We start from the raw sequence: 26997 nt of genomic DNA, 5'->3' as shown, positions 1-26997 counted from the left end.
CAGAGAGAGCACCTACTCGCAGGCCACCCCATCGCCGTCGCGATCGAGCTTTCGGGAGTACCCCGGGTCTCCCGTCCTGATCGGAGCGGCACCGGCGTTGCGAACCGCCGTGCAGTTCTCGTAGTACACGTTCGACGGAGGTGCTGGCTGGGCCGGCTGGGCCGGAGGTGCTGGCTGAACCGGCTGCTCGACCAAAGGCACCGGAGCCGGCTGAGCCGGCTGCTCAACGGGCGCGGGCGCTTCCACGACCGGCTGCGGCTCAGGCGCCGGCACAACGGCAGCAAACGTCGAGGTGGGCGCAGGCTGATCCGGGCAGGCCGTGAGGACCCGTGCGATCGCATCGCGCTCGGCCTGCGTGACCCAGAGGCCGTACGTCGCCTTCACCGCGACCTGACGTGCGACGTATTCGCACCGGAAGCTCTTGTTGGAGGGCAACCAGGTGGCCGCGTCCCCGTCGCCCTTCTGAGCGTTGGCCGATCCGTCGACGGCGAGGAGGTTCAGCGGGTCGTTCGCGAACGTCGCGCGCTGGTCTGGCGTCAACTGCTGGGCGCCCTTCTGCCAGGCGTCCGAGAGCGCGACGACGTGATCGATCTGGATGAGCTCGCTGGTCCCCTGTCCGCGCACGAAGTCGATCCGGGCGCCGGTGAACGGGTCATCCAGCATGCCGGTGAGCACCTTGCACGGCCCCGACAGGGTCTCCCCCTGCAGGTCGCGAATCAAGATGTCATTGCGGGTATCGCAACCGTTGCGATCCACGTCCAACCACCGTTGGCCGAACAGGTCGCGGTCGTACCCGGTCTTGGGTGCGCGCCCCTTCACCGGGATCGTCTCCAGCACCTCGAGAGCCGTCATCCCCTGCGTGCTCGAGCTGTCCGTGATCGTCGAGGCGTCGCCGGTGAACGGCACGGGCTCTGCGACGTCCTCGTCGTCGGCTGGCGTGGCAGACGGCTCCGGGGACGCAGTGTTCTCGGACGTCGGCGCCACCGACGACGATGCAGAAGACGCAGCGTCGTTCGAGGTGTTGCCGAGCACCGCGTTGGCCATGCTTCCCGTCAGCAGGAAGCACACTGCTGAGACGGCAGTCACGATCGCCGCGGCCTTGCGCGAGGGGAACCGCAGCCATGTGGGGGTGTTCTTCGCCAGGGCGACGATGCCGGTGATCAGCACGACCAGCCACAGCACCGTGAAGATCGGCGAGAGCAGGATGCCGACCATCAGCGTGAGAACACCGATGAGGATCCACGCCCACAACGGGAGCTTCTTCTTCGCCTTCTCGACCGCTTCGCCTGCCTGCGCGAGCGGCGGCGGCAGAAGCGGAACGGCCTGCGCTGCACCGGGTGGCTGGATCTGCTGAACGTGCTCCGTCCAGCCGCTGCCGTTCCACCACCGGTTCTGCCTCTGATCCGACGGATCCGGGTACCACCCTGCCGCAGGTGTGCTCATGTCAGTTCTCCACCGTTCTGCCGGCGACACCGAGACGGCGCAGCGAACAGCGCAGCGTTTCCCGGGCAGGCCGACGACCATGTGCGCTCAGCGCACGATCGAATGCTGGCCCCGATGCCCCCGGGCCCCTCATCACTGCGCGAGAACGCGCAGCCCCACGCTCATCATATTCGGGAGCATGGACATTGGGCGTTCGAAGACAGCCCCCGATAGGAACCATGCGATCGAATTCGTTCAGGCTCCTGACATAGGCTGTATGTCGAATTGCGAACTGGGGGGTTCGCGGCCATCGGGGGGGCCGAGAACATGGGAAGTGAACGACGTGCAGCTGCAGAAGATCATGAGCCTGCCCGCGACCAGCCAGAAATCCTTGGGAGATCTGGTTCACGAAGAGCTCAGCGCAGCCATCGTCGACGGGCGCCTTGGACCGGGTGAACGGGTCAACGACAAGGCGATCGCTGAGGCCCTCGGCATCTCCAGGACACCCGTCCGCGAAGCGTTGCAGCGCCTGACATGGTCCGGCCTTCTTGAGGTGTCGGCGAGCAGGTACACCAAGGTGACCGAGGTCACCGACGAGATGGCCGCGAGCACTCTCGAGTTCGCCGTACTGCAGGCCGGCAACGCTCTGCAGCTGGCCGTCGGCAGGATGGCGGACGCTCAACTGGGCGAGGCCGTCGCGCTGCTAGACCGGATGATCGAAGCCTCCGATGCTGACGACACGGAGCCTCTGGTGGCCGCCTCTCGCGAGTTCGTGGTCTTCGCCATCGGTCACTCAGGCAACCCTGACCTGATGAGGGTCCTGCGCAACGAGAGCCCCGTGATCGAGCGCAACCTTCGGCACTCCGCTCAGTCTTTCGATCTCGGTACACCCGAGCAACGCCGCGGCGGATACCGCCGCCTGCGGATGGCGCTGCTCGCACGGGACGCCGACGAAGCAGAGCGCTGGTTCCGCGTGCAGTGTCAGCTCCTCGGCGCCGCAGGCGTGGGAGTGGCTGCGCCCAGCGCTGCGGCCTGAGCTGGCGGTGCCTGCAAGATCGAACGGTCTGCGCCACGCTGTGGCTTCGGGAACGCAACCGTGTCGCCCTCTCCGAGAGCGATGAGCTCGCCTGACTCCAACGTCACGGTGGTGCCTGTGCTCGTGTGCTCGATCCGCGCGATCGCCCCGTCGACCGTGACCCTGCCCACATCAGAGGCGGCCAGGGTCGCAGCGCGCTTGTGCGTCACTTCTGCAGGAGGTGGGCCCTCCGGTGCATCCGGGGTGCATGCCTTGCACCGCCGGTACCGGCCGAGCCGAGGCAGATCCTCGAGCGTGACGTAGACGGCACTGAAGTACGTGCGCACGACCTCGTTGGTCCGCACCAGTGCTGTGCCGTCGTCGTGCGATTCGAGTACTTGATACCCGCTCCCATTCAGCTCCTCGCGCAGATGACCTCCACCTGGTGCTGGATGGTCGCGCAGTCTTCGCGATGGAGGACGTAGGGCTGTTCGCTGTTGCGATTGAGGACCAGCCTGACCTGCTCAGTTACAGACACAGGCTCTACTCGTCGATCCGCTCGGCAGCTGCGAGGAAGCCCTGATCCAGGATCTTCGTCGCGCCGAGCACTTCCACCCCGAGCAGCACGCCTTCAGAGTCCAAGTCGAGCACGACCGAGCCGCCGGCGCTCTCGACCTCCACGTTCCGGACTGAGCGGCCCGGCGCTGTCTCGGGCGTGAGGGAGATGTAGGCAGCGTCTGCATCGGCATCGAACGTTGTGCGCATGAGAGGAAGCCTACGGCGAGGCCATGACACTCACTCGGGACCCACCAGAGGTAACGGGATGCCCCGCCCGAGCAGAAGGGCGCTGGAGCGCGACATCCCGCCAGAGGCACCCCCGTGCCTCATTCCCCAGAGTCCGGACGTTCGTGGCCCCCGCCACGGCCGTACCGGTATCTCAGCATCCCGGACCTTGGCTCGCGAAGCAAAACGATGCGTGCACTCACCGGGACAAGTTGCGCTCGAGCATGAACAAGTTCGTGACCGGACGATCCAGCACTTCGGCGAGCTGTAACGCGAGCGTCAGCGTAGGCACGTGCACCCCGCGCTCTACCGCGATGATCGTCTGTCGCGACACCCCGCATCTACTACTGAGCTCCTCCTGGGTCCACCCTGCAGCACGGCGAGCCTCTCGGAGGCTATTCACCACCCGCACGGCGACCCTCCCAAGCCCAGCGCACCCAGTACGCCACCGCGATGGCGGCGAGAAGCGCGAACAGGATGATCCAATTCGCAACCTGCGGGAACGCCGCGCTTGCTGCCAGCGCCACCACTGCCAAGACGATCGCGTCAACGAACGCGCCAGCACGCGCTCGGACATCGATCTCCCGCTCCACGCTGCCCTCGGCCATCGACCTGGACTGTCGCTGCGCCCGGGTCTTGATCACCATCACTGCAGTGCATCCGAGCAGCATCGGAACGACGAGCGACACGATCCTCAGCCACTCCAGGTCGAGCTGATACGCAAGCGTCAGACCTGCGACGAGCATCGACAGCGTGACGGCCATCACGGCGAAGAACTTCCCAATCGTCATTTCGCTCCCCCTCGCGAGAATGTCAAGTCTGTCTGACATTCGACGCTAGCGGAGCTCATGGGAATGTCAAGTGTGCCTGACATCAATGCGGGACGAGTGATGAAGGTCTAGTTGTACTTCCTCGGGAGGTTGTGAACGCGTGCCCCGTGCACCCGGACCCACCCGTGTGTCACGAGGTCTCCGCGGCAGAGACAGGATCTGTCCGCATTGCCTCCTAGTCTCGCGTACACAACCGAACCTACGGAGGACAGAATGGCTCATCAGATCAGCTACCAGGCCGAGGGATACACGACTGTGGCACCATGGCTGGTCACCGACGACACCGGCGCCCTGTTCGACTTCATTGCGGTGGCTTTCGACGGAGTCGAGCTGGCGAGAGTCGCGACCGAAGACGGCACCATCGGCCACGGCGAGATCCGTATCGGCGACACTCTGGTGCTCGCGTTCGACCGACGGGCTGACTGGCCCGCGCTTCCGGCGTTACTCCGAGTGTGGGTGCCCGACCCGGATCGTTCCGTCGAGCAGGCGGTTGCGGCGGGCGCCGTCGTCGTCACGCCTCTCAGCAACAACGCCTTCGGTCAACGGGGCGCCCGGATCCGCGACCCATTCGGAAATATCTGGTGGGTTGAGACGCAGATTGAGCTCGTCGAGGAGGACGAGATGTGGACGCGGTTGCAGCTGCCGCGGTACGCCGAGGACATGCGGATCGCGCAGGAGACCCTCGACGCTGCGCTCAGCGGCCGCGATAAGGGTCGAAGTAGCGCACCCGTTCGATAGGGCGACACGTTCGGCCAGATCGCTACCGTCGGGTCGCGCTGCGTTCGATGAGGATGAGCGGAAGGCCGGCGGCGGCGAGCCCGGCACCGATCCAAGCCACGGCCGTGATGGACGCACCGGCGATGAGCACGACGCCAGCCAGGAGCGGAACCACGCTGATTCCGAGCTGGAACGCGGACACTGTGGTGGCTCCGGCCAACGTGGGCGCATCCGCGGCGAGGGTGAAGACGCGTCCGTAGAGGGCTGGGTTGATCACGAAGCCGAAGACTCCGAGGACGAGTACGAGCGGAATGACAACGAGCGTCTCCGTGGCGAAGGTTGCGATCAGCAGGGAACAGACGGCGATCCCCGTCGACCCGACGATCATCGCGAGGTGGGGGTGACGGTCGGAGATCCGGCCCCCGATCGCGAGCCCGATGTAGGCACCGACGCCGAAAAGCACGAGTACGGCGGCGATCCAGACAGCGGGGACTCTAGCGACCTGGATAAGGAGCTCAGCGAGGTAGTTGAACGTGATCATGTAGGCCGCCGTGCTGAGCAGCGTGATCGCGTAGATGAGCCACAGGCGCGGTCGCCGCATGGTGCGAAGCTCTCGCCTCACCGACGGTCGCTCCACCGCGGCCGTACGAGGCATCGCGGTGACGACAGCGACCGCCCCGATCAGAGTCAGGATGACGACCAGCCAGAACCCGCCCTGCCAGCCGGTGTTGTATGCGATCAAAGTTCCGGCGGGACCGCCGAGGATCATCGCGAGGCTGAGTCCGCTGACGACCACGCCGGATGCACGAGCGGCACGCTCCGGCGGGACCATGCTGACGGCGGTGACCGTTGCCACGGCAAAGAATCCGGCGTAGGCGAGTCCGGCGAGGAACCGGGTGATAAGAAGTGCGGGGTAGGTGTTGATGATCAGTCCGGCGGCGATGCAACCGGCGAAGGCGATCTGGGTGAGCACGAGTGCGGTCCGGCGGGGCCACCGCAGGCTGATCACCGCAAAGGGCGGGCCACCGATGACGACGCCGATAGCGAAGGCGGTGATCAGCCAGCCGACCGTGGCGAGGGTGACGTCGATATCGGCGGCGACGGCGGGGAGTACCCCAGCAAGGAGGAACTCGGCGCTTCCCATTGCAAACAGGCTGAACGCGAGCAGATGCACGCCCAGCGGCAGAGTCCTGGTCCGTGCGAGTGCGGTGACGGCAGTCATGATCGACCTTCTATCCTGTTGATGTCGGGATCGACAATGACCTGCTTCGACTCATTTCGGCAACAATCGTTGCTGAAAACGGAACGATGTGATGCGGTGTATTCATGGTCACTCATCCCGCCGTTGATGCCGCCCTCGGTCAGGTCGGGGCCCGGCTGCGACAGGTCAGAGAGAAGAAGAACCTCTCTCTCGGTAACCTCAGTCGCATCACGGGGATCTCCAAGAGCACCTTGTCCCGACTCGAGACCGGACAACGCAAGCCGAGCCTGGAACTGCTGTTGCCAGTGGCCGCAGCCCTGGGCGTGCCGCTCGACGAGATCGTCGTCGCGCCGCGCATCGTCGATCCGAGAATGCCACAGAAAGCCCAACGAGCCGGTGGCCGCGTCATCATTCCGTTGTCCAGAAACCAGGGCGAGCCCAAGGCGTACAAGCTCACCATCCCAGCCAGCGAATCATCCCCGTCCACCCGGACCCACCCCGGATACGAATGGCTTTATGTGCTCAGCGGTCGGCTCCGACTGATCCTCGGCGATTACGACCTCACCCTCGGCCCGGGAGAAGTCGCCGAGTTCGACACCCAGCAGGCGCACTGGTTCGGATCTACCGGCAAGGGTGAGGTGGAGATCCTCAGCCTCTTCGGCGGACAGGGTGAACGTGCGCATCTCAGAGCCCGAACCTCATCGCCAGCGACCAGCGGTCCGCCGTGAGACCTCGTCTTACTTTCCTATCCGGCAGCGCGCCAGCGTCAACACACAGTTCGTTCCCGTTTCGGCAACGAAAATCGCGCACGTAGACCCAAGTCGAAGACCGTGGTCCGCGAGACGTTGTCGTTGCGTCTTCGCAAGCCAATGCCCCAGACACGAACGGAAGGCCCCAATGACTGCACGGATGAAGAGCGTCTACAAGCTCGCTGCCGATGGATATCGGGGGCTCACCATTGTCGAGGAGTACGTCAACAGCAGCGGGATTGATCGGGGACTCCTAGAACTGGTTCGGATCCGCGCCAGTCAGATCAATGCATGCGCGGTCTGTACCGACATGCACTCCCGAAAGGCCCAGTCCGAGGGCATGAGCGACGAGCGCCTCTGGTCGGTCGCGGCATGGCGCGATACGCCCTACTTCAGCGACTCTGAGCGGGCGGCGTTGGCACTGACCGAGGCGATCACCCGCATCGCCGACGATTCCGCGGGTGTTGCCGATGAAACGTGGGCGGATGCGGCCGCTCAGTTTCCCGATGACGAACTCGCGGCGCTCGTGACCGCGATAGCCTCGGTCAACGCGTGGAACCGGATCAACGTGGCCACGCGACTGACCGCCGGCAGCTTCCGATGATCGTCTGAAGACTCCACGCAGGCGCTTGACCGATCCGAAGGAACGTGGATGTCCATCATCACCATCATCGTGGTCAGCATCACGATCGTCTTGAACGTTGTGATCGTGGTCGGGGACATCATGCGAGCCAAGTTCGTGGTCGCGAACTCCAGGGAGGTCGGAGTACCCGATAGTTGGCTGCCGATCCTCGCTCTCCTCAAAGGAGCGGGTGTGGCTGGGCTGATCGTGGGCGTTCTAGGCCTTCCGCTGATCGGGATAGCGGCCGCCCTCGGTCTTTCCCTGTTCTACCTCAGCGCACTCATCGCGCATCTTCGCGCCCGGGTCTTCCACAGCATCGCGTTCCCAGCACTGTTCTTCGCCTTCTCGGTCGCATCGTGTGCGCTCCTCTGGGCCGCTGCGTGAAGCGAACATGGTGACACGAGTGTCTCCCCTGAATCTCCCGGTCATTTCGTGCAGCCTTGACGCAGTGAGTAAGAGCAGAGGCCTCGCGGTCACGAGCAGCGAGTTGCTACGCGGGCTGGGACATGTATCGGCCGTTGTGGATCTCACCGAGTACGAATTACCAGCATTCGACAACGGCTCGGTTTTCGACAGCGAGGCGTGCACAGCGCTCCACGACGTCATAAACACCGCTGACGGCGTGGTGTTAGCCTTCCCGGTTTACAACTGGGCTCCGGCAGCGACGGTGAAATCGCTGATCGAAGCCACAGGCGCCACCGGCGAAGACGGTCGAGTCGCCGCGTGGTTCGACAAGGTGGTCACCTTCGTATGCGCAGCGGGTCTGCCTCACAGTTACATGGCCACTGCCGCTCTCAGCCAGTCACTCATGCTCGACTTCAAATGTGTCATCAACCCGTACACCGCATACATCGCGGAACGCGATTGGCAACGGCCGCAAGAACTGAAACCCGAACGGATGGCGCGGCTAAACAAAACGATGACTGTGCATGCCGAACTGTCCGAACTGCTTTCTGAACGCCACTACCGCTCAGGCTGGGAGGTCTGACCGTGTCTCACTGCAGCGTGCACGGAAGCGGCACATCTGTCACCCACGCGGGTGATCCCTGTCCCCCGGAAGGGTGAGGCGTCACCCCCCTGACCGCGGGAAGGCTTGTCCTATGCAATCGAACCGTCTGCCCCCTTCTCTTCTTGCCGAGCATTCACTGCTCCATGTGTGGTGGGAGGTTGCGGACAGGCCGCCCTTGGACTCGTTCGGCGAACCGTTCCTCGCCGGGCGCAGGACGCATGTCGCTGTGACAGCGGCCGCCCTGATCCAGGGCGCTGCAAAGCCGTTCTGTCCGGACACATCACCCCCCGTGCGAGGCCTGTCCCACCCGCGCACCTAGGAGGTTAGGTTCTGATGCGAATGCTGTCGCCGTTATCGTTGCGCGCACGCACATGGCTCGTCGGGGCCGGGCTAGCCTGCGTGCTGCCCTATATCTCCATTAAGACCTACTGGGCGCTGGGTGGGAGGGCAGGTCTGCCGAGCGGATTCGACATGGCGCACGAATTCGAAAAGAACGGCGCTCCTGCCCTCGTGGTCTGGCTCGAGCGACACGGTATCGACTTCACGGTCGTTCTGGCGCTGGCCGGCGTAGGTCTGCTCGCGATTCTCTCGAGTCCGCGAAGCGCGCGTATCCCCCGCCTGCTAGTGCTCATGCCTGCCTGGATGGGCGCGCTCTTCTTCGTTCCCTATGGCGTGCTCACTGCGGTCCTGGCTGTTCTCGGCGGTGCAGGCGCGCGGGGGCAGCTCACCGTGTGGCTCACCGTCGCCGCCGTCTTGACGTTCTGCGGCCTGGGAACCTGCCTCGGCATCTGCGCCGCGTTGCGGCTCCGGGACCTCGATCCACAAGGTGGCTCTTGACGAGCATCATGATCCCACCACGCCATGATCTCTTGCGGATTACATTCGCGGAGGATTGTAAGTACGTGGTTACTTCTGTCATGCTTTCTCTCATGACCGATAGGCGAAGCACGGCGCCGCAACGGCGGTCGCAAGCGGTTCGGGCCGGGGTGAGGGCTATTGCCGACCTCGGGCTGACGACCTCGGCGGTGCAGCGGGTGGCGGAGGATATCGGCGTTTCGCAGACCTATGTCTTCCGGCTCTTCGGCAGTAAACAAGCTCTGATGCTGGCCTGCCTGGACGAGATGGAAGCGCGGATGCGAGCGGCGTTCCGCGATGCCGCCGAGGCGGACCCGGATGAGCCGCTGGAGGCGATGGGTGCCGGATTCCGATCACTTGTGGCCGATGGCTCGCTCAGCGGCTTCTGGTTGCAGGCCTGTGCTGCGGCGCGCGGGGACGAGGCGGTGGCGGCGCGCTGCCGCTCCTTCATTTCCGGAGTTCTGGAAGAAGCCGATCGAGGCGCCGGATCGACACCCGAAGAACTCTCCTCATTCCTCGGCCGCGGCGCACTCGTCCTGCAGCTGCAGGCTCTTGGGGTGGACCTCTCTGGTGGGAGCGGGGCCGCAGTGGCGGCGCTGCGGGCGGGGAGGAGGGTCTCGTGAACCCGCTGCTGCTACCCATTGCCGCCGCTCAGGGGAGAAGGGTGCGATCCCGCACCGAGCTGCTCCCGCCGGCATCCGGCCCCACGCATGGAAGCACAGCTGCCGACGCGATTCCCGGGTCCGCGATGCGCCTCGGGGTGCTGGGCGAATCTACCGCGGCCGGCTGTGGAGTGAATACTCACGAGGAAGGGTTCGCAGGGTGCATGGCGCGAGAACTCGGCGGACGGACGCGACGGCCCGTCGGTTGGGAGGTGGTGGGTCAGCACGGCGCCACGGCACGCCGGATCCGCTACCGGCTACTGCCCCAGCTTGGGGAGGACCTGGATGTCGCAGTGCTGCTGGCGGGTGTCAACGATGTGCTCACGCGGCGCAAGCCCGACCAATGGGGAGAGGACCTCGTGGCCATCCTCGAAGGTCTCACCACTCGCGCCAGACGAGTACTGGTCAGCGGCATCCCGCCGTTCGACGCCTTTCCAACCATCCCCACCACGTTGGGCCGATATCTCGCTGCGCGCGCGGACGCGCTGGACGCCGTCTCACGGCGAGCCATCGACCAGTTCCCGCGAGCAACATGGGTCAGCACGCGCGAGTTCGCACCGATGGGTCCGGATTTCTTTGCCGAAGACCGTTTCCATCCCTCAGCCGCAGGCTATGAGCAGTGGGCGCACACCACCGCAGAGCATCTCGAGCGCGAGTGAGCAGCGTAAAGACGTCATCCTTGTGACGCGAACGCGGTCTCCTCGTCGATCTGCTCGAGCAGATCGCGATCCAACAAGTTCTCCCCGATCGAAGCGAGCTCCTGATCCACAGAGTCGAACCGTTCGAACCAGTTCCGATTGATCAGCGCACGATAGACCACCGCATTGACGAGGACATCGTCCTCATCGGGCTCTGAGTCTTCGGGCAAGCCCACGATCTGCAAGCTCCACACTTCGGAGCCGTCGTTGAACCGGCTCGTGGTGAGCGAGAACGTCGTCGCGACGTCGCCGTAGCGCTCTTCGTCTGTCATCTCCTAGTCCCCATCCCCTGAAGCGCCGTCCTCCACGGCCGCACTGTCGTGGTCCGTGTGAACGACCGAAGCGGTCGTGTCGCCGGCGCGCAGTTGCGCCGCATCGAGGGCGCGATTGATCGCGGCCTCCGTCTCGGGGTCGACTCTCGACTCGTTCGTGGTCATGCGGACCACCGCCTTCCGGGTGCTCGTGTAGTCCCGAGGCTACTGCGGCCACGAGGGCAGCTCCATCTCGATGTACGACGGAGAAAGCCGTCACTGGCCCGCAGCTGAATGCAGGCCCGGAGTACCTGCGGCTGGGCAGTCAGACAACTTCGCGCACCGCTGCGTGCAGTTGATGCAACGCATCATCGATGTCCAAGGCGGCGCCGGAGCATTGCTGTGCGAATCCAAGGATCTTGCACAAGGGCATCAATCCGCACAGCGGCAGCGCCTCCTCGTTCGTTCGGGAAGCATGTCGCCGGTTCGCTCGCGTTCAGGCCCAATTAGTCAGCCCACTGCTTCTGCATCCGCACGCCACAAGGGCCGTCCGTGACCGTGATCGATGGGATTCCGAGCCGATCGACAGAACGCGTCGTCCAGAAAGCCTGCCCGGAGGCGAGCCCGGCCTTGTCTATCCAGTGTCAAGTTCTCGACGAGCGCGTTCATACTGCTCCCTCTGCCAGAAGGTCGCTGGTCTCACGGGAATGAGGACGAGAATCGCTCAAGCCCCGGTTGCGGTCAGCGCCAGCTGCAGGTCGGACTCCAGCTCATCGGAGACACCCGGGAGATGCTCAAGCAGACCGTGGAGCGAGAGCGCAGCTGCCTCGGGAGCGCCGGCGTCGATCGGCAGGCCCGGGAAGTACCGTTGCAGAACGGCAACGACCACATCCCACCTGTCCGCATCCTTCGCGATCTCCCGGATGGGCGAATCCATCGTGACCTCGCTTGCCGCGCCGTAGCCGGCTGGGGCCGGGTAACGCCAGGTGTGCTCGCCCGCTGCCACGGTGAATGCAGGTCCGGCCGAGAAGGGCGGCACAACCTCGGCCTCGACTGCGTCCGGGAGGGATGCGTCGATGACGATCTCGCCGTCGACGATCCTCCAGGATACGGCGATGCGTCCGCGCACGGTGTCGTGGACGGCGCGGGCATGTGTGAGCCCACCGCCGGGCTGCGGTGCGATGCGGACCTTACGGTAGCCCACCTCTGCGCGCTCGAGGCCGCCGACGACCCGGTGTAGCCAGTCGGCGATCGCTCCCAGTGCGTAGTGGTTGAGGCTGGTCATGCCGGTGGCGTTCACGGTTCCGTCGGGAAGGACGGAGTCCCACCTCTCCCAGATCGTTGTCGCGCCCATCGTGACCGGGTAAAGGAACGATGGGCATTCTTCCTCCAGCAGGAGACGGTAGGCCGTGTCGGTGTGCCCCGTGAGGGAAAGCGCCTCAGTAACCAAGGGCGTTCCGGCAAAGCCCGTGGAGATCCGGTATCCGCGGTTCGCGACGATCTCTGCGAGACGGTTCCCGGCCTTCGAGAGCTGGTGTGCTTCGAGAAGATCAAGCGTGATCGCCAGAGCATAGGCGGTGGCCGACTCGGTGACTAGACGTCCAGATCCGGTCACGTACTCGAATCGGAACGCATCGCGAACGCGGGTGGCGAGAGCGGTGAACTCTTGTGCGTCTGCGTCCCGGCCGAGGACCGCGGCGGTCGCCGCCATTTCGCGCGTGGTTTTGCATAGGAACGCGGAGGCGACAAGATGGCGGTCCGTCTTCGCAGCCGCAGGGTTGTTCGCGGGGGCGTCCGGGTCGAGCCAGTCACCGAACTGGAACCCGGCGCTCCACAAGCCCGCCTCGTCGAGCAACGAAGCGACCTGTCGGATGAACGTTGCCATTGAGTGGTAGCTGTCTCGAAGGATGTTCTCGTCACCGTACTCCTGATACAGCAACCACGGCAGGCTCACCGCAACGTCGCTCCACAGGGCAGTCGGCGTCGATGGCTGCGAGAGGGCATCCGGAACCACCCAAGGGACGAATCCCTTCTCGGTCTGCTCTGCGGCAAGGTCTTGGAGCCAGGACCCGAGGACGCCTCGGACGTCGTACAGGTATGCGGCGGTCGGCCCGAATGCATTGATGTCGCCCGTCCACCCGAGCCGCTCGTCGCGCTGCGGGCAGTCGGTTGGAACACCGACGAAGTTGTCCCGCATGGACCAAACCACGTTGGAGTGCAGTTGATTGACGAGCGAGTTCGAGGTCTCAAACCAGCCGCTGCGAACCATATCGCTATGCACGACGATCGCGGTCAGGTCGTTCCCGGTCAGTTCGCCCGGCCAGCCGTCGATTTCCGCGTATCTGAAGCCGTGGAACGTGAATCGCGGTTCCCACGTCTCGGTGCCGCCGCCGCGCAGCGTGTACTGGTCTGTTGCCGCGGCGGTGCGGTTCGTCTCCGTCTCCAGTTCCCCGTCCGGGGTGAGGATCTCGGCATGACGGATCGTGACCTGCTGACCAGCGCTCCCCGAGACCGTCAGGCGAATCCACCCGGAGATGTTCTGCCCGAAGTCGACGATCGTCTTCCCAGAAGGGCTGGTGCGGACAGCGACAGGCGACAGTTCCTCCACACGGCGGATCGGCTCAGCGATCGGGTTCTGGAGCGCGTTCGGGTCCCATTCGATGATCTCCGGTGCCGCCCATGAGCTGTCCTCGAAGCCCGCCCTATTCCAGCCGACTGGCTCGAGGCGCGCGTCGTAGATCTCTCCGTCATAGATGCTGTTCGCCCGCACCGCTCCGGTGCCGGCACGGAACGTGCTGTCGGTTCCGATGACGTCGATTCGATCGTCGTAGGTGAGTTCGAGTTGCATGTACAGCGCCGGCTTCTCCACATACAACTGGCGTTGCCACTCCCACCCCAATCGTCCAGCTGCCCACCCTTCGCCGACGATGGCGCCGATGGCGTTCTCGCCCTGGACGATCTCGTCCGTGACATCGAATGTGCTCACCATGACCCGGTGACGGTAGGAAGTCCACCCCGGCGCGAGGACCTCGTCACCGACACGCACTCCATTCACGTACGCCTCGACGATTCCCAGGGCTGTCACGGAAAGAGTGGCGCTCCGCAACCCTTCTGCTGCCGTGAAGTCGCGACGGAAATACGAGGCGACGGTCTCCTCAACGTACGGTGCCGCGATGAAGTACGATACGCCTCGGCTTTCGAAGCGGACGTCGGTGCGTGCCTGAGATGGGTTGAGAGTACTAGTGCTCATACGGCTACGACTGTCGCTTCCTGGGTCTCGGTGTCGAACTCGTCGTGGCTGTCACGGGTGCGGAACACGAGCCACGCGATCCCGCAGCCGACGGCGATGATGATGGCAAGGAATAGGTAGAACATGTTCGGGCTCCACGCCACCAACAGTGGTGTGACCGTAGCGAGGGCTGCCGCGAACAGACGAGCGACGGAGATGATGGCGCCCTGAGCAGTGGTGCGAAGAAGCGTCGGGAACTGCTCCTGCGTCCAGACCTTCATGATGCCCTCAGATGCGAAGGCCGTACCCATGAGGCCGACGAGCCCGGCGATGATGGCGGTAGTGACACTGATGCCGAAGAATACGTAGACCAGTTGCGCGGCGACCCAGCAGATCGCACCGATGCCGAAGTAGGTCAGCCGCTTCGGAGAATCCGCAATCTTCATGAACCATAGCGCGGCGACGATACCCAACGGGATGAACGGCAAGCCGATGAGGGTCGCGGTCTGAAGGTCCACGCCCCCGGCGTTCACGAGCAAGTAGTTGCCGAACTGGCCTCCCGTGTTCGCGGCCATGTTCGTCAGCGCGTAGAAGGCGAGAAGCCCGAGGAATGGAGTGCGGTACCTGCCGCGCAAAAGATCAAGAACGGACGCACGGTCCGCGCGAACCGTGGGCACGCCACGGCGACGCTCTTCACGTGCACGGATCCAGGACTCAGACTCAGGAATCGTTAGACGCCCGACCAGGACGAGGACTGCGACAATCGCGATGTGCAGGAACAGGATCTGCGCGCCGAGACGTCCGAGGCTCGCCACGCCCGCGCTGAGGAACGCGCACACGATGATGCCGACGGCCCAGAGCAATTGGGTGAACCCGATCAACCGACCGCGGTTGTGATCCGACGCCGCTTCCGAGATCGTCGAGATCGACACAGGCAGATCCGCGCCCGTCGCGAAGCCGAGAATGACAGCGGCAGCCATGATCAGCGGGAACGAATCGGCGAACGCTAGGCCGACAGCAGAGGCAACGATGAGGATCATTGTCACTGTGAAGATCGGCCTGCGACCGAAACGGTCGCCCAGTCGGCCGCCCACGAGCGCACCGATCGCGATACCGAACGTGAGCCCGCCCGAGGCGAGGCCGATCTCCCCTGGGGTCAGCCCGATGGCCGCCTGAAGGAGCACCATCGCCGTCCCGAAGCTGACTATCGCGGCCGCGTCAATATACGATGCCATGCCGGAGACGATGGCCGTCCACCACGGACGAGCCTTTCGAGTGGGTGTGAGCTGAGACACGAGGCTTCTCCTTTGAAGGACGATCGGGGCGCTGCGCGATGAAACGATCAAACGTTCTGCGACTCGATCAGCGTACACCCATGATTGTCGTGAGGACAATCATGGGTGTACGCGGAACTTCTGTGCATACTTGGAGCATGGCCCGTCGACCTCAAGAGAGCATCGATCTCCGCGAAGTAGCGGTGAGCCCTGCTCCCCTGCTGCACGGGCGCGGCGCTGACTTCTCGATCGCTCTCCAGGCTCTCATCACCGCAATGAACTCGACGGCCGTGCGTGAATCCGTGATGGTTGAGAGCGAGTTCCCTCTGCCGGGCGACATGCCCGCCTTCCTCCTGTTGAATCAGCTCATCTACCGCACCACAGCCAGGCCCACCGACATGGCTGACGCGATAGGCACCGGACGTTCCAACGTGAGTAAGATCGTGCGCCGGCTCGAGGTTGCAGGACTCGTGGGGCGTATGCCCGACCCTGAAGACGGCAGGCAGAGCGTCATCGGTATGACCTCAGCCGGACGCGAGATAGCGACACGAATCGCTGCGGTCTCCAGCAACGCGTACGAGAAGATCTTCAGCGACTGGAGCGACGAAGACTTCTCGAACCTCGAGCGGCTCGTGGTACGGATGGTCACGAGCATCGACGATCGCCTTGACCACGCGATTGAGCGCACGTCCGGGGTCCGTATCCCTCGTCCGGTCGCGGCTTCAGCAACCGACCTGTAGTCCACCAGCGCGCATCACGATCTCGCGCGCACGCAATTGGCACTGCATTACGAACAGACACGCTTTGGCGGGGCGAGCCTGACTGTGCTTTCAAACTCCTCGCGGGCTCGAGGTGCAGTAGGTCAGAGTGATGTCATCCTCTTCGCAATTCGCAACGAAAGAGGCATCGCCGACCTCGAGCGCGCCGTGATCGCCGGTTCGAAGGGGCGCGAGGCGATGCGAAGCCCTGGGGCCCGTTGGTCTTTTCGTGCGCAGTCTCACCCCGCCGATCGGCGCAACGAGTATGAGCAGAATCGACATATTCACTCGTATTCGAGCACTCAACGCGTTAAGCTCGTGCTCAGCCCCATCTCACTTCAAGGGGTGTGTTTCTAACCGCCGATATTCGCACATTGTCCGGACTATCGGCGCCAAGCCCCTTTTACCGGGGTTGAGAGCGAATCGGCCGGGATTGCCCCGTGTCAACCCGCGGGGCCTAGAACAAGCGATTTTCACGAGACAGTCCACGTCCTTGCTGAGGCCCGTGGGCATCCTTCGTCCTCAGGAAAAGTCGCTCGAATGTCTCTGTCACTGCCCAAGGACCGTCCTCAAAAAGTACTTGCCGGATGTCATCGTCGACCCAAGCAAATCGGTCCGGTTGGAGTCGCTGCAAGAGCATCTTCGCGGGCGATACCGTCCACGAAGATGGTCATCAATGACTAGTTCACCCAAGGCGCGTCTGGACAGCCAAGCCAGGCGCCCCTCGACGTAGGGCCGCTCGAGCAGATGAGTCGAGCCGTAGCAGACACGCCGAATTGTGAACGTAAACGAGCAGATAACTGGTCCCCGAACGCAAATACCGAGAAGGAGGCCTCCCACGCCTACTGTCCTCAATATGAAGAGGACGTCAAACGAGCAGCTTCGGCGCGGTGAGACTGCCGTGCTCCGGATGCTCACGGCCCCGAGTTGCCGCTCATGAGTAGCGAAGAATCAGTCGAGAGCGTCAGAGTCCGCGTATCGCCGGAGTACGGCCTGTTCCGTGGCAAACACGGCATGCGCTTCCGCACCGAGTATGGCCTGGAGACATGGCTGCATGCGCATCTTTCCCCGCTGCTGGCAAGCATGGGGTACGAGGTTCTCATCTTCGGTCGTCAAGTCGCAACTGACACCGACGGCCGCATTGACCTCCTGGGGTTAGACGCGCGCGGAGGCATCTACGTCATCGAGCTAAAGGTGAGTTCAGCCGAAGCCGACGTTGTCGCGCAGGTGGTTGACTACCGAGGCTGGGCTGAGGATCGTAACCGCGAGAGCCTTATCAGCATCGCTGCGCGAGGTAGGTACTCAATCGATCTGGAGGAAGCCTTCGAACGACGGTTCGGGTATTCGCTGCCAGGCCCGCAGGACACTCCTCCAACTCTCATCGTCATCGCCGAGTCATTCACCCCGCGTGCAGCGCGCGCGATCCTCCACCTGGACCGAGCGGGCTTCGATGCCAAGGCCTTCCGCTACAGCGTGCAAGACGAGCATCTCTCCTTGGTCTGCCATCGCGACGCCAGGGGCACATCCATCTCGAGGCGTGAGCCCGACGTATCCGCTCCTCGACCTCCGCGACCGCACCTGGTGCGACACGACGTCGTCGAATTCTGGGGCATCTTTTCACGAGCATCCTCGGATCAGATCGTCCTGTTCGATGACGTGCACGAGCACTACCGTGCTTGGTTCGCGGGTTGGAGCACTCCCACCACAGAGATTCGAGAGTTTTGGAAGCTGAGCTTCGGGCAGCACTTGGCGGCACTTCTCTACTCTTCTGAGGACTGGACGCGCGTGTACGTTCGGCCAGATGCTCGAACGGATCCACACTTCGGGTCCACTGTTCCATCTATGCGATTGCGCAAGACGGACGGGCACCGCGTCGTTGCGTATTGCCGGAACCTCACCGACGCATAAAGCCGATCGTTCAGTAGTCGACTGTTCAAGAAACGGTCGTTCGCTGAACGCTCCGAACCCGTCCGAGAAGACCCCGGTTGCAGATGCAACCGGGTCTTGTGCCGTGGAGGCTGCCAGGCCGGGCGCTCCGCCGCGACGTTGAATACTGCGGTCTGGAGTTCCGCGGCTACACCGCCAGGCGAAGACTGCGATGCTTACGGCGTGGGCAATGATGACGAAGACTTCGACGCCGAGTCGTTGACTTCGTCCCCGTGGAGGTCGTGCACGAGATCTACACCGATTGGATGCGGCGCCTCCACCCCTCGGAGGTGGTGCTGACCAGGACTGCGTTCAGCAAGCGCCTGCGACCGGCGCTGCCCGATTGCGGAGCCTGGCGATACACACGCGCCCGTGTCGGCGCTCTCATGCGCCGTCCACGAGCCGCTGGTTCAGAAGGTCGGCTGACGCCCTGACGGCTCCAACGCCGCGATCTATGGTCTGCGCCGCGAGGCAGCCTGATGTTCCTCAGTTCGTCATCTCCGCCTGAATCCGTCGATCGAGATCGTCAAGCTCGGCCAGCAGCTCGGCGGCGACCCAGACCCGGTCTCGTTTGCGTCCGGTGATCTCCTGGATGAACCCCGCTTCGGCGAGCTGCGCGATCGCGCGGTAGGTCTGCTGCTCCGAAGCGCCAGAGCGCTGCTCGATCTCCGCGGCCGCCATGACCGGGTGGTCGTAGAAGGCGGGGATGAGTGCTGCGACAGCGGATCCCGCCCTCGGCCTGAGCTCGGCAGCCCATTCATCCGGCAGCGCCTTGATGCGAGCGATCGACTCGCGCGAGCACACGGCAGCCGCGCGTGCTGAGCGCGCGAACAGATCGATCAGCGGTGCAGGGTTGCCCTGGCGGTAGTCCCCGAGTGCTGCGAAATACTCGTCGCGCTTGGCGAGGAGACCGCTGGCGAGAGGCACCACGGCATTGCGTGTCACGCCGCGGCGCCGCAGCACGGCCGACACGAGGGCGCGGCCGATACGACCGTTGCCGTCGGTGAACGCGTGAATCGACTCGAACTGCGCGTGTCCGATGGCTGCCTGCACCATCACAGGGACGTCGTCGCGGTTCAGGTACGCGACGAGATCCTTCATCAGCGCCGTCACTCGCTCCGGTGGCGGCGGCACATGCAGGGCGTCACGGGGCGAGTAGTCGCTCCCGCCGATCCAGTTCTGCATGTCCCTGAGTCGTCCTGCGTAGGCGGCCTCGTGGGTGTCATCCTTCATCAGCGCACGGTGCGCAGCGAGGAAACCCTCCAGTGCGAACCGCCCGCGATCGGCGACGCCCGTCACGAGGTCGTGCAGCGCCGTGCTCGCGGCCACCATGCTCGTCGCCGAGCTGTTCGATCTGTTCCCCGCGAGAGCCTTGGCGTAGTCGACCGCGGTGGCGGTGATGCGCTCGATCTTGGATGACGCGACGGATTCGGTCCTCATCATGAACCGGCTCATCGCGGCCGAGTGACCCTCGGCGTCGGTGTCTGCCTGCGCCACGGCGAGCAGCGCTGACTCCGAGACGATCATCGTCGCGATGGGCGGCATGTAGTCCAGGTCGGAGATCATCGGTGGAGTCATCGTGTCCACTGACGACAGCATGCGATCAGCGCGGGTGCCGCCGCGAACCTGTTGACGCCACGGCCGCGTGTCGATCGTATGCGCCGGCCAGACGCCGGGCTTGCTGTTGTCGAGAGTCACAGACCCGATTATCGCACGAGATACTCGGCTTTAAGGGGCATAAACGAGAGTAACGAGTCCGCTACTCGCATTCCGGGCGAGCTGAAGGGACGATCGCTTGGCATCGCATCGATTGAAGAGCCGAGCGGGGGGATGAACCTCGACTCCGCCGACCGCTAGCTGTCACAGGCGTCGAGCCACTGTGAGAGCAGTTTCCGGAAGGCTGCTGGTTGCTCGACCCACGGGTAGTGGCCGCAGTCTGCAATCACTGCCAGCTCGGCATCGAGTGTCGCGGCGTAGTCTCTGACCGGCTGCACGCCGGTGAGCAAGTCGCGGTCGCCGCCGATGACGAGCGTCGGAGGGATCGGCGTAGCTCGGATGCGATCGCCAGCATCATCGGGGATATTGGCGAACCAGGCGCGCGCCGCCGCGAGGCCGACGATCCCGACCCTTGCATGCGCTTGCTCGGTGTGTGTCCAGTGCGCGTAGCTTGCAGGGGCCTGCCGGAGGAACGACTCCCGGAACTCAGATTCCGTGTCAGGATCGTCGGTCGAGATTGCGGCCAGCGCGCCCAGGGCCTCAGGTTCGGCATAGATCGCAGTGAGGGATTCGACATCCGACGGTGTTCGGGTCAACCAAGTAGCGGGAGGTGTGATGAGCGCCATCGACCGCACTCGATCGGGGAACTGTGCAGCGGTGGCCAGCGCGAGCCGAGTTCCCGCCGAATGAGCAACGAGATCGACGACTTCGAGGCCGAGTGCATCAGCCAGAGCCATGACGTCTGCCGCGTCGGCCCACCACCCGCCCGATAGCCCTCCGCTTCGCAGGGTTCCCCGGGGGTGCAAGACGATCAGCGGGTGATCGTCGCCGACGCCGGCGAAATGACTCAGATACTCGGGGTCGCGGCACGGGCCGCCTGGCAAGAGGATCGCCGGTTTGCCGGCCGCGTCCCCCAAGCACGACACGGCGAACGGCAATAGGTCGTCATCGATGCGCATGCCAACAGCATTCCACGCCCAGTGCCCCCCCCCCCCCCCCTATCGCACCCATCGTCACGCACGATGAATTCTCCAGGAGGCACTACCCCCGACTGCCAATGCGATTCCGGCGATCCGGCGGCATGTGCGCGCCAGGCTGCCGATCGCCGGGTGTGAGCTCTCTACCGCTCTCACCATCAAGTCTGCGTGTCGCCGTGGAAGCCCAATAGTCACGCGGAAAGCCCTCTCACCTGCTCAGCCACATCTCACTTCCCTATCTGGCCCTTTACCGACGATAAGACCACTTATCGCAACTATCCGGCGCGGGCTGAGACTCGGCGCCACAACGCTCTCCGGCCGCTGCCTGTCCTTGCTAGCTACAACCCCGCTGACCATGCTCCCTATGTTCGATGCGTCACCAACTCGCGTTCGCCCCGGCGGAGCTTCACGATGACCAGTCCCAGAAGGATGACTCGCCTTCGATCAAATCAATCAACAGAGTGTCTGGTAACTGGAAACGCGGCATGGATCGACCTAACGGCGTCGCTCTGCGTTGGGGATGGCGAAATGCGCCCGAACTGACTCAGCGAGCACGTCAACGGCCACGACGAGATTGTTTGCGACCGCGAAGCCGTTGAGAGGATCGCCGCCTTTCTGAACAACCTCGCTAGCACATTCCCAAACCTTCTCGGCTGCTTCGCGAACGCTGAGAGGGGCGATGAGCCTCAGCATGTTGCACTCTCTCGCGAGCGCGTTGAAGGTATCCGTCAACTCTGCGATCGCCGCGTTGTGTCCCGCGGGAGGCATAGACGGCTCACCCCCGTGCACCTCGTTGATCGCGATTAGGGCCATCGTGTCCGCAACGGCGCGAAAGTCATCTGCGGCTGTCCGGAGCCGTCGTGACAGAGTGATCACTGCTGATACATGCTCGCGAAGATCTTGATCCCACCGCTGGTTGGTCTCTAGTTTGACGCGTCGCGTCTCCTGAATGCCGTTGAAGACGAACGCCAAGACTGCACCGAGCACGAGGAAGAAGCCAGCGATCATCGGCACCCCCCACCATGGTGCACCGTCACCTCCCCCTACTACTTCGATCAGGAATGGGGAGGGAGTGGGAGTGGGAGTGGGAGGCATCTGATCACCCCTTCGAGAAGTGTATCGAAAGCATCAGGCGCATGCTCGCGGGCTTGTTCGCGATCTCTTCAATCCGGGCATCGACGAGTGCTGGAACACTACTAACATTGGCCTACGAGTAAGCAGCGAGGCTAGTATCGAACGTCCAGATTTGCGCCCGAATTCGTGACCGTTGCTGATAGTGATACCGCTCATTGATAATGCACAGATCGCCGGCCCCGACTTGGTTAGCCGCGTGTTCTACGTAACTGGCCGACGTGTCGGCCCCGTCCAGCAGGTGATTCAGGAAATCTCTATCCCACGCAACATCATGGAGCACCCAGGGCGCCTTTCCCTCGCAGATCAGCCTCAAGATTCCGCTGAGTTTCTCTGCTGTCTGCCGACGGACCCTACCATCTGAAATTTGCGCAATGAAATTGCCAGTTTCGATGACCGCCGTAATCGGCAAGATGAACCTCTCGCCAGCGGCCAACCGCCCGGACATCTCCGATCGCACCTCGCCGGCATGCTGATCCCTCCCAGGTACGGGGACGAGGTTACACAGCACCGAAGTGTCGATAAACGTGACCGCAGGCATCAGCTCAGCCCAAGAAGTCGCTGAAATTCGGCGTAGTCCGGCTCGTGTGTCACGGCAGAGGTTAGTTTGCCGGTCGTTACCGCTGTCCCTAGCGAACCTTCAGCAAGCGCGACCGCGTACCCCGGTAGCTCCGTGATCGGCGTTAGCCGGCTATGACCTGTCTCAGGGTCCCGATGGCACACGATGATGTTCTCGTTCAGGCTGCCTTCGGCGGCGTCGAGAAGAGCTGGACTATGCGTCGTAATCAGCACGCTGGTTCCGGCTGTCTTACTACTTTCTCTAACAAGCTCCAGCACGCGGTGTGCTTGTGACGGATGCAGGCCGTTCTCCAACTCCTCAAGAACAATGAGGATGCCGTTGGCGGAACGAGACTCGCTCAGCGAGGCAGGACTGGCCACCTCCGCATCGATATCGAGCCCGTTCCGTGGTGAAAGCAGCGCTGTTGCGATCCCAATGAATCTCAGCAGGCCGTCGCTCATCTCTCGGGCTGGCGTTCTTTCAGCGGCGCCCTCATCAGCACCTCTGGATTCTTGGAGTGCAAGCATCACGTCGCCGAGGTCCGAGTTAACAAAGGAGATTTCGCGCACGCCGTCGTCTGCGATGAGCCGGACAAGCTGTTCGATGTGGGCGAACGCCTCCGGATCAGACGCTTGAAGATTTCGCAGGGCCGGGGAAAGGTTCTCACCGGTCCTTCGAAGCTCAACATCTCTGCCCTTCACGAACTCTCGCATAAGGTGCGGGATGGGATCGAAATGAAAGACACCCCGGAGCACGCTCTGCACCGTGGTGACGGCCGCGTGAACCGAACGCTCTGCTCGGTTGGAACTACTCACGACGAGCGGTATCTGAGTCAGAAGAAGTCGGCTGTCGCGGAAGCGCAGTAGAGGATTTGGGCCTTGCTTCCCGTTGTGAATCTCGGCCTCGATACCCGTGCCGGGAGCGCCAGCCCTTCGAGTTTCGAAGATCGGACCATACGAGCGGGCGCCGCTCGCGACGGCAACCCCCCAACCGTGAAGACTCTCAGCAATTATTCGGATGTCCGGCCGCACTTCAATCTGAACCGTGTACTTGAGGACTTCGTCTCCGGACTTCACGCGACAGCCGAGAGTAAAGCTGTCCATTCCGTGCGGCGCGCATCCCTCCGAACCGCCGCGAACCGGCCCGAGCTCGCGTCGGCGTCCGTCGAGCGCATCAATGAGATCCTCCCCTTCCGCAAGGCGAGCAAGTACTTCCAGCCCGTCGAGAGCGTTCGACTTGCCAGCGCTGTTGCGGCCGATCAGTAGTGTCAGGTCATCGAGAGGCAACACCTCATCGCGAAATGACTTGAATGCGACCAGATTCAGGTGGGTCACGCTTGCGAAAGGCATAGCTAGAGCGTAGGGGGCATTTGCACTCGCCGTGCGGCAATCGGCACCGGTTCCAAGTACGTCCGGAGAACTGTGACGGCCCCGGTGAGTAGACACGGTGCCGGGGAGATGCCCCGCAGCGGCATTCTTCGTCGTTGTGGCGTTGAGTCCGGGCCTCTCATTGGTCAGCCAACCGTCAGTGACAATGTGGCCGGCCCCGTAGGTTGCCGCGTAACGGCCCCCGGGCCATTCCGAAGCGACGGGTCCAGATGGATGACGTCGCCCTCGACATCACCGCCACCATTGGCGGCGCGGAGCTGGGGACGCGAGCGGTGGAGCACGGCCTATAGAGCGCTCGCGGCGCCGACTCGTATGCGATCTACTCCCGCGTGACTTCAGCGCTGTTCCTGAAACTGGTCACCTTCGGACGCTCGCCGCGCCAGATCACGAAGCGCTCCCCGGTTTCGATGCGGACCGTCGGTTCGCCCTCAGACTTTGCGTCCTCAAACACCCCGAGAGCGATCGTGGTACCGGGTACCGGGTGAAGGTCAGCTTTCTGTTCTGGCTCGCGGCAGGACAGCAGCGTGGTCCGTGGGTCGAAGAAGAACGCCTCGTCTTGCAACACGGCGGTCTCTATCACTGTCACCCGGCCGAGTAGCATGCGAAGCTCCTCGTCGTACCACTCGCCAAGGTTGCCCATCCCGCCGAATGGCTTGAACAGCACGTGATGCTTGGCCTCGTCCTCATCGACCGATGCGATCGCATCCCGGATTGCTGCTACCGTCAAGCGGCGCGGAGCCGACGACAACTGACGGAGGTGCTCGGCGATTCGTCGATCCTCTCCGTCACGGAAACCTGTAGCGAGTGCCTGCCCGAAGTAGGTGGGGTCCGCGTACGTCTGCTTGAACACCTCCTCCACGACAAATATCCGCGGTACCAGCAGGTTCAAACCCAGGATCGGAAGAGAAACATCGACGGCAGGCTCTCCATCCTCATTCACGGGCACCGACTGACGAGGAATGTACTCGGCGAGGCGTGGCTCGCCGTCGAGCGCGTCTCGAAGGGCCTCACGGATACTCTTTACTCGCGCCTCAGAGATCGGGGCCTCAGAGAGCAAGACGTCCTCGGCTCGTTCCCAGCCGTCGAACCTCTTTTCCAGCAAGCCCAGAAGGTGCTCCTGGGCTGGATTTAGCTTGTCGCCAGACTGCTTCAGCAGATCGATGAACCGCCGGTAGCTGGAAGCTGTCTCCGAGTCATCAGCATCCGGCAAAGGTCCGCTGGCAGCCACCAGGGCATCCACTGTCTCGCTGTCCACATGGCCGGACATCTGCATTGTTTGAGCACGCATCGAGCCCGTGTCGTTCAGTTCCCACCATTGCCACCGATTGAACGGTGACTCATCCCGTCCGGCCATGGCTCGGGCGTCAAGGATCTGCGACCTCGTGCCGCCCGGCTTCAACGAAGCACGAAGCTCCGGTGCGTCGAGGCCGCGGCCATCGTTGGTCGAAGCGAGGTAAGACATCCAGGACGAAAGTACGAGCTGCCCCGCGCGAACACGTGCGCGCGCCTCCTCGCCCTCGCGGTACTCGAAAAGAGCCCCAAGCGCCTCGGCGGCACGCTGAGCAGCCAACACGTTCTTCGCGTCGATTGCGAGCTTGACGAGCTGTACGCTCGCCCAGATCGCCCGCGCGACATACGCCTGTCGGTCGCTCTTGTCATTGCTGGAGTAGACATAGCCAGCGATGTTAACGACGCACGTGATAATCCGCGATCTGACGGCTTCGAAGCTCTCATCGCCATAGCGGAGGAGATCCCACCAGATGCGAGTGAAGCTGAGCAGGCACTCCTCGACGTAACGGATGCTGCCTGTGCGGCCCGCCTCCACAGCACGCCTCATTGCCCCGTCGACGAAGATGTTTGCGACTCGCGGCGACAAGATCACGTCCTGCTCGACGTCCCCTGCGGCTCGGAGGAGATCCTCCGTCGGAGAGGGGGCCGTTTGGAACGCGTCTCGGTTCGCTGGTGCCGCCACCCATACACCGCGCAAGGCAGTACCGAGGATCTCGAGGGCTCTCTCCGCGGTTGCGAATGATCCGGATCGAACCGAAGACCCAATGGTGTCTCGCAGGCTAGATACATCCCGCAGCGACTCTTCTACAGCTGTCACAGTGCCTTCTGGCTCGAAGACAAGACTCTCGACAAGGAAAGTTTTTACACGTTCCTCGGATTCTTCGTCCAGAGCGAACGCGGATTCGACACGAAACGCGTGCTGACCGTCGCGGACGCGCTCACCCAATGTCAGGTCGAAATGTATCCGCGGCGGAACGAACGTGTGTGAGGACTCTTCGCTGCCGCCGCCACCCTGCCTTGCTCGAACGAGGACACTCATCGCGCGGCGTACAAAAATTGACTTGACCGCCTTAAGAACCAGGCGATTGTCCGGTGCACGCACCCGCATTGAGACGCTTCCACGTATTTCAGCGGTAAGCGCTGAACCCTCGTCTGCGAAGAGTCCCTCCACGTCGCGGTTTGCGCGCTCGTACCGAGCAGCTGAATCCTTCAGCCTCGCCGCAATCCCAACCGTGAGAGTCTCCGTCACAACAACATCGAGGAGAGATGGTCGCCCGAAAAGGTCCATGAGCTTCGTGGTCGACGAGATCAGCAGCCAAACGGTCGCGCAGAACCAAAGGGCAACTACAACCACCCCGAGGTTGCTCGGGGACCACACTGCTTCGACAGCAATCAATCCGTTCGCTGCGAGGCCGACAGCCAGAAATCCCCTCGCCCCGATGTAAGACAGCACTCGGCTGCGAGACGCTCCAATCGCAAGGGGCGTTTCTGCGAACAGCTGAGCGGCTACGGCCAGCGACGCGAACCCCACCGCGAGGAACGTGCTCTGCACCTGCCAGAAGAGGCCGCCACCTCCGTCCACGGAGGGGATTGGGAAGCCCGCCCAGGTGGGCTCGATCCAGGTGTGGCCAACGACCACTGCGCCCGCGCTTATCACGACGAGCACGGCAAACAGCAAGTATCGACGTAGCCTCACGACTCCCCCGCCCGCTGTCGTAGTCCGAACACCTAGTTCGAGACTTTACGCGATCCCCCTTCTCGGGTTCGACGGTGTGCATGTGCGCGGCGCTGGCCGGCATTTCCGTCGAAACTCTACTCACCCCTAGACGCATAGTTGGCGCCGGAGACCGCTGTGAGGTGGGACAGTCCGCTGGTGAGCATCGCGTCGTTCAGCTCGGCGGACACGGCCGTTGTGTCGCCGACCGCGAGCCCGGG

General features: G+C 63.4%; 25 protein-coding genes and 2 pseudogenes. 12 read left to right on the top strand and 15 right to left on the bottom strand.

The window, feature by feature from the left end; translation table 11 throughout:
• Positions 1-12: 12 nt before the first annotated feature.
• The gene (locus ACFCYE_RS17460; protein ID WP_376180771.1) at positions 13-1443 is read right to left on the bottom strand and encodes a DUF1524 domain-containing protein; all 1431 of its coding nucleotides are present in this window, start codon (positions 1441-1443) and stop codon (positions 13-15) included.
• A 313-nt stretch (positions 1444-1756) separates the two neighbouring features.
• Between ACFCYE_RS17460 and ACFCYE_RS17455 the strand changes: the two genes are divergently transcribed.
• Positions 1757-2458: a GntR family transcriptional regulator gene (locus ACFCYE_RS17455; protein WP_376180770.1), complete on the top strand. Its 702-nt coding sequence runs from the start codon at positions 1757-1759 to the stop codon at positions 2456-2458.
• Positions 2459-2980: 522 nt separating this feature from the next.
• Here ACFCYE_RS17455 and ACFCYE_RS17450 read toward each other — a convergent pair.
• From ACFCYE_RS17450 to ACFCYE_RS17440, 3 genes are all read right to left on the bottom strand, one after another.
• Positions 2981-3202, bottom strand: a complete 222-nt coding sequence (locus ACFCYE_RS17450) for a DUF2283 domain-containing protein (protein ID WP_376180769.1) — start codon at positions 3200-3202, stop codon at positions 2981-2983.
• Positions 3203-3419: 217 nt separating this feature from the next.
• Positions 3420-3623: a helix-turn-helix transcriptional regulator gene (locus ACFCYE_RS17445; protein ID WP_376180768.1), complete on the bottom strand. Its 204-nt coding sequence runs from the start codon at positions 3621-3623 to the stop codon at positions 3420-3422.
• Positions 3616-4011: a hypothetical protein gene (locus ACFCYE_RS17440; RefSeq protein WP_376180767.1), complete on the bottom strand. Its 396-nt coding sequence runs from the start codon at positions 4009-4011 to the stop codon at positions 3616-3618. The genes ACFCYE_RS17445 and ACFCYE_RS17440 overlap by 8 nt, the downstream gene beginning before the upstream one ends.
• 252 nt (positions 4012-4263) lie before the next feature.
• Here ACFCYE_RS17440 and ACFCYE_RS17435 point away from each other — a divergent pair, with 252 nt between their 5' ends.
• Positions 4264-4788 carry a VOC family protein gene (locus tag ACFCYE_RS17435; RefSeq protein ID WP_376180766.1) on the top strand — a complete coding sequence of 175 codons (525 nt, stop codon included), beginning with the start codon at positions 4264-4266 and terminating at the stop codon, positions 4786-4788.
• A gap of 22 nt (positions 4789-4810) precedes the next feature.
• Here ACFCYE_RS17435 and ACFCYE_RS17430 read toward each other — a convergent pair whose 3' ends face one another.
• Positions 4811-5989, bottom strand: a complete 1179-nt coding sequence (locus ACFCYE_RS17430) for an MFS transporter (RefSeq protein WP_376180764.1) — start codon at positions 5987-5989, stop codon at positions 4811-4813.
• A gap of 104 nt (positions 5990-6093) precedes the next feature.
• Here ACFCYE_RS17430 and ACFCYE_RS17425 point away from each other — a divergent pair, with 104 nt between their 5' ends.
• From ACFCYE_RS17425 to ACFCYE_RS17395, 7 genes are all read left to right on the top strand, one after another.
• Complete coding sequence (locus ACFCYE_RS17425) at positions 6094-6696, top strand: helix-turn-helix domain-containing protein (RefSeq protein ID WP_376180762.1); 603 nt, start codon at positions 6094-6096, stop codon at positions 6694-6696.
• A gap of 181 nt (positions 6697-6877) precedes the next feature.
• Positions 6878-7321, top strand: coding sequence for a carboxymuconolactone decarboxylase family protein (locus ACFCYE_RS17420; protein ID WP_376180761.1), 444 nt, complete (start codon positions 6878-6880; stop codon positions 7319-7321).
• 48 nt (positions 7322-7369) lie between these two features.
• Complete coding sequence (locus ACFCYE_RS17415) at positions 7370-7723, top strand: DoxX family protein (protein WP_376180760.1); 354 nt, start codon at positions 7370-7372, stop codon at positions 7721-7723.
• Positions 7724-7730: 7 nt separating this feature from the next.
• The gene (locus ACFCYE_RS17410; protein ID WP_376180758.1) at positions 7731-8327 is read left to right on the top strand and encodes an NADPH-dependent FMN reductase; all 597 of its coding nucleotides are present in this window, start codon (positions 7731-7733) and stop codon (positions 8325-8327) included.
• Between the two features lie 420 nt (positions 8328-8747).
• On the top strand, positions 8748-9185 hold the full coding sequence (locus ACFCYE_RS17405; protein ID WP_376180757.1) for a hypothetical protein: 438 nt from the start codon (positions 8748-8750) through the stop codon (positions 9183-9185).
• Positions 9186-9277: 92 nt separating this feature from the next.
• A complete protein-coding gene (locus ACFCYE_RS17400) occupies positions 9278-9826 on the top strand; it encodes a TetR/AcrR family transcriptional regulator (RefSeq protein ID WP_376180755.1) in 549 nt (182 codons plus the stop codon).
• 125 nt (positions 9827-9951) lie between these two features.
• Complete coding sequence (locus ACFCYE_RS17395; protein WP_376180841.1) at positions 9952-10524, top strand: SGNH/GDSL hydrolase family protein; 573 nt, start codon at positions 9952-9954, stop codon at positions 10522-10524.
• A gap of 14 nt (positions 10525-10538) precedes the next feature.
• Here ACFCYE_RS17395 and ACFCYE_RS17390 read toward each other — a convergent pair whose 3' ends face one another.
• The 4 genes from ACFCYE_RS17390 to ACFCYE_RS17375 form a co-directional block, all read right to left on the bottom strand.
• Positions 10539-10835, bottom strand: a complete 297-nt coding sequence (locus ACFCYE_RS17390; RefSeq protein ID WP_376180754.1) for a hypothetical protein — start codon at positions 10833-10835, stop codon at positions 10539-10541.
• Between the two features lie 3 nt (positions 10836-10838).
• The gene (locus ACFCYE_RS17385) at positions 10839-11000 is read right to left on the bottom strand and encodes a hypothetical protein (protein WP_376180753.1); all 162 of its coding nucleotides are present in this window, start codon (positions 10998-11000) and stop codon (positions 10839-10841) included.
• A gap of 538 nt (positions 11001-11538) precedes the next feature.
• Positions 11539-14064, bottom strand: a complete 2526-nt coding sequence (locus ACFCYE_RS17380; protein ID WP_376180752.1) for a family 78 glycoside hydrolase catalytic domain — start codon at positions 14062-14064, stop codon at positions 11539-11541.
• Positions 14061-15278 carry an MFS transporter gene (locus ACFCYE_RS17375; protein WP_376180750.1) on the bottom strand — a complete coding sequence of 406 codons (1218 nt, stop codon included), beginning with the start codon at positions 15276-15278 and terminating at the stop codon, positions 14061-14063. The genes ACFCYE_RS17380 and ACFCYE_RS17375 overlap by 4 nt, the downstream gene beginning before the upstream one ends.
• A gap of 140 nt (positions 15279-15418) precedes the next feature.
• Here ACFCYE_RS17375 and ACFCYE_RS17370 point away from each other — a divergent pair, with 140 nt between their 5' ends.
• The 3 genes and pseudogenes from ACFCYE_RS17370 to ACFCYE_RS17360 all read left to right on the top strand — a co-directional run.
• Complete coding sequence (locus ACFCYE_RS17370; RefSeq protein ID WP_376180748.1) at positions 15419-16057, top strand: MarR family winged helix-turn-helix transcriptional regulator; 639 nt, start codon at positions 15419-15421, stop codon at positions 16055-16057.
• A gap of 954 nt (positions 16058-17011) precedes the next feature.
• On the top strand, positions 17012-17983 hold the full coding sequence (locus tag ACFCYE_RS17365) for a hypothetical protein (protein ID WP_376180747.1): 972 nt from the start codon (positions 17012-17014) through the stop codon (positions 17981-17983).
• A 248-nt stretch (positions 17984-18231) separates the two neighbouring features.
• Positions 18232-18435 (top strand): annotated as a pseudogene (locus tag ACFCYE_RS17360) (primase-like DNA-binding domain-containing protein); the annotation flags it as partial.
• Between the two features lie 52 nt (positions 18436-18487).
• Here the strand turns inward: ACFCYE_RS17360 and ACFCYE_RS17355 are convergent.
• The 6 genes and pseudogenes from ACFCYE_RS17355 to ACFCYE_RS17330 all read right to left on the bottom strand — a co-directional run.
• Positions 18488-19699 carry a Fic family protein gene (locus ACFCYE_RS17355; protein WP_376180745.1) on the bottom strand — a complete coding sequence of 404 codons (1212 nt, stop codon included), beginning with the start codon at positions 19697-19699 and terminating at the stop codon, positions 18488-18490.
• Positions 19700-19854: 155 nt separating this feature from the next.
• Positions 19855-20676 carry an alpha/beta fold hydrolase gene (locus tag ACFCYE_RS17350; protein ID WP_376180743.1) on the bottom strand — a complete coding sequence of 274 codons (822 nt, stop codon included), beginning with the start codon at positions 20674-20676 and terminating at the stop codon, positions 19855-19857.
• A gap of 513 nt (positions 20677-21189) precedes the next feature.
• The gene (locus ACFCYE_RS17345; protein ID WP_376180741.1) at positions 21190-21702 is read right to left on the bottom strand and encodes a hypothetical protein; all 513 of its coding nucleotides are present in this window, start codon (positions 21700-21702) and stop codon (positions 21190-21192) included.
• 663 nt (positions 21703-22365) lie between these two features.
• Positions 22366-23733: an AAA family ATPase gene (locus ACFCYE_RS17340; protein WP_376180739.1), complete on the bottom strand. Its 1368-nt coding sequence runs from the start codon at positions 23731-23733 to the stop codon at positions 22366-22368.
• A 358-nt stretch (positions 23734-24091) separates the two neighbouring features.
• Positions 24092-26728 (bottom strand): hypothetical protein, encoded by a 2637-nt coding sequence (locus tag ACFCYE_RS17335; protein WP_376180738.1) that lies wholly within the window; start codon positions 26726-26728, stop codon positions 24092-24094.
• 161 nt (positions 26729-26889) lie between these two features.
• A pseudogene (locus ACFCYE_RS17330) lies at positions 26890-26997 on the bottom strand (ComEC/Rec2 family competence protein); the annotation flags it as partial.

It is taken from the genome of Microbacterium sp. NPDC056234 (assembly GCF_042267585.1).
GTDB lineage: Bacteria > Actinomycetota > Actinomycetes > Actinomycetales > Microbacteriaceae > Microbacterium.
Note: the sequence above shows the minus strand (reverse complement) of the source record. Positions and strands in the feature narration are given on the sequence as shown.

Excerpts from the sequence above, each read along its gene's own strand:
- ACFCYE_RS17450 (WP_376180769.1), bottom strand. The coding sequence starts at position 3,202 with ATGCGCACAACGTTCGATGCCGATGCAGACGCTGCCTACATCTCCCTC.
- ACFCYE_RS17345 (WP_376180741.1), bottom strand. The coding sequence starts at position 21,702 with ATGATCGCTGGCTTCTTCCTCGTGCTCGGTGCAGTCTTGGCGTTCGTC.
- ACFCYE_RS17380 (WP_376180752.1), bottom strand. The coding sequence starts at position 14,064 with ATGAGCACTAGTACTCTCAACCCATCTCAGGCACGCACCGACGTCCGC.
- ACFCYE_RS17400 (WP_376180755.1), top strand. The coding sequence starts at position 9,278 with ATGACCGATAGGCGAAGCACGGCGCCGCAACGGCGGTCGCAAGCGGTT.
- ACFCYE_RS17370 (WP_376180748.1), top strand. The coding sequence starts at position 15,419 with ATGATTGTCGTGAGGACAATCATGGGTGTACGCGGAACTTCTGTGCAT.
- ACFCYE_RS17435 (WP_376180766.1), top strand. The coding sequence starts at position 4,264 with ATGGCTCATCAGATCAGCTACCAGGCCGAGGGATACACGACTGTGGCA.
- ACFCYE_RS17420 (WP_376180761.1), top strand. The coding sequence starts at position 6,878 with ATGAAGAGCGTCTACAAGCTCGCTGCCGATGGATATCGGGGGCTCACC.
- ACFCYE_RS17365 (WP_376180747.1), top strand. The coding sequence starts at position 17,012 with ATGAGTAGCGAAGAATCAGTCGAGAGCGTCAGAGTCCGCGTATCGCCG.
- ACFCYE_RS17390 (WP_376180754.1), bottom strand. The coding sequence starts at position 10,835 with ATGACAGACGAAGAGCGCTACGGCGACGTCGCGACGACGTTCTCGCTC.
- ACFCYE_RS17340 (WP_376180739.1), bottom strand. The coding sequence starts at position 23,733 with ATGCCTTTCGCAAGCGTGACCCACCTGAATCTGGTCGCATTCAAGTCA.
- ACFCYE_RS17350 (WP_376180743.1), bottom strand. The coding sequence starts at position 20,676 with ATGCGCATCGATGACGACCTATTGCCGTTCGCCGTGTCGTGCTTGGGG.
- ACFCYE_RS17440 (WP_376180767.1), bottom strand. The coding sequence starts at position 4,011 with ATGACGATTGGGAAGTTCTTCGCCGTGATGGCCGTCACGCTGTCGATG.
- ACFCYE_RS17460 (WP_376180771.1), bottom strand. The coding sequence starts at position 1,443 with ATGAGCACACCTGCGGCAGGGTGGTACCCGGATCCGTCGGATCAGAGG.
- ACFCYE_RS17425 (WP_376180762.1), top strand. The coding sequence starts at position 6,094 with ATGGTCACTCATCCCGCCGTTGATGCCGCCCTCGGTCAGGTCGGGGCC.
- ACFCYE_RS17375 (WP_376180750.1), bottom strand. The coding sequence starts at position 15,278 with ATGGCATCGTATATTGACGCGGCCGCGATAGTCAGCTTCGGGACGGCG.
- ACFCYE_RS17385 (WP_376180753.1), bottom strand. The coding sequence starts at position 11,000 with ATGACCACGAACGAGTCGAGAGTCGACCCCGAGACGGAGGCCGCGATC.
- ACFCYE_RS17415 (WP_376180760.1), top strand. The coding sequence starts at position 7,370 with ATGTCCATCATCACCATCATCGTGGTCAGCATCACGATCGTCTTGAAC.
- ACFCYE_RS17395 (WP_376180841.1), top strand. The coding sequence starts at position 9,952 with ATGCGCCTCGGGGTGCTGGGCGAATCTACCGCGGCCGGCTGTGGAGTG.
- ACFCYE_RS17430 (WP_376180764.1), bottom strand. The coding sequence starts at position 5,989 with ATGACTGCCGTCACCGCACTCGCACGGACCAGGACTCTGCCGCTGGGC.
- ACFCYE_RS17410 (WP_376180758.1), top strand. The coding sequence starts at position 7,731 with ATGGTGACACGAGTGTCTCCCCTGAATCTCCCGGTCATTTCGTGCAGC.